1 protein-coding gene is annotated in these 1,177 nt (G+C 62.4%); it reads left to right on the plus strand.

Annotated elements, in window-relative coordinates:
* Positions 1-482: 482 nt before the first annotated feature.
* Positions 483-851, plus strand: coding sequence for a DUF7674 family protein (locus ACXJLU_RS33385; RefSeq protein ID WP_457338012.1), 369 nt, complete (start codon positions 483-485; stop codon positions 849-851).
* The last annotated feature ends 326 nt before the right edge of the window (positions 852-1,177 follow it).

Here is a 1,177-nt window from a genome sequence, read left to right on the forward strand (position 1 = left end):
GTGTTCGAGCTGGAGCTGATGTCCGGCGTCTCCGTGTACGAGGGCACACATGACGTGCGTTGGTACTACATCGCCTGCCGCTGCGTGGAATGCAATCTGGTCGGGGTTTTCGCAGACTGGAAGTGCGAAGCGGGTGATGCGGCGGCCTTCCTCGCCAGGGTCTGAGTGAGCGGCCGAACCCCGCAGAGATCAGGCTCGCAGCCTTGGGGGCACCCTGTCCGAAAGCCGCCGTTCACGTCTGGCCGCTTCTGGCCGACTGCGCCCCTTCGTCCATCGCCCTGGAAGCGGTCGCCCAGCGAGACGGAACGGCGTGCGACCGACTGGTCGCGAGCGACGCGGCGAACATACACTGTCGGCCAGAAGCGGAAGTTCGCCAATGACAGCTTGCGGGTAGCTTGGCTGAGGTCGCGGTAAGGTCCATGCTTGCCGAACTTGAATAGAGAGGGCCGCCTCGCGCTGTGCCCCGTCGAAGGAGGGAAGTCATGCGTGCAGACAGTTTGCTGGCGCTGAGAGAAGCGATTGCCCAGCAGTTTCCGACAGAGGCGGCGCGAGCGAATGAGCGACTCGAGCAGTGCGGCTTTAGTGCAGATGCCGACATCATCTGGCTCGAAGAGTTCTGCCGATCGACGACCAACTCCGTGGCAGCACTTGACGGCGCTGTGGTGACGGCGCATCTGGCCTTCATGGCGAATCAACTCGCTCGCGGCGATGCTGAGGTTCGCTCAGCTATTGATGTAGCCTACGTTGAGCCCTTGTTGCACGGGTTGAAGGGCGACCGGAAACGATGGGCATTGGCGCTGATGCCGCCCAACATCAAGCAACTCTACGTGCAGATGTGGGGGGGAACTTAGGTTCTAGTAGCCTTTCAGCAGCAGTCGGCCAGGTGCGGTCGGTCACGAGAGGCTCCTTCCGGTAAAGTGAATCGATGAACAAGTTACGGGGGACGAAGCCGCTTCCGCCTTCGCCGATCGCCACTTACTACACGGGCATATGGCGCAAGGCGCGCACTTACAGGGTGAATATGGCGCGGAAGGGATGGTGCGACCTCTGGCACCAGCACTTCGACTGGGATGGCGCAGGGAATGCCAGTTGGCGAGACCGCCGTCGTCACCTCGCGGTCTTGCTGCACGCCTTCAGGCGGGCGCAAGCGGAGTTGGCGAGCTTCCACGGCGAGCAC

The organism is Rhizobacter sp. P5_C2, assembly GCF_054049715.1.

Coding starts and splice junctions, on each gene's coding strand:
- ACXJLU_RS33385 (WP_457338012.1), top strand. CDS start 483: ATGCGTGCAGACAGTTTGCTGGCGCTGAGAGAAGCGATTGCCCAGCAG.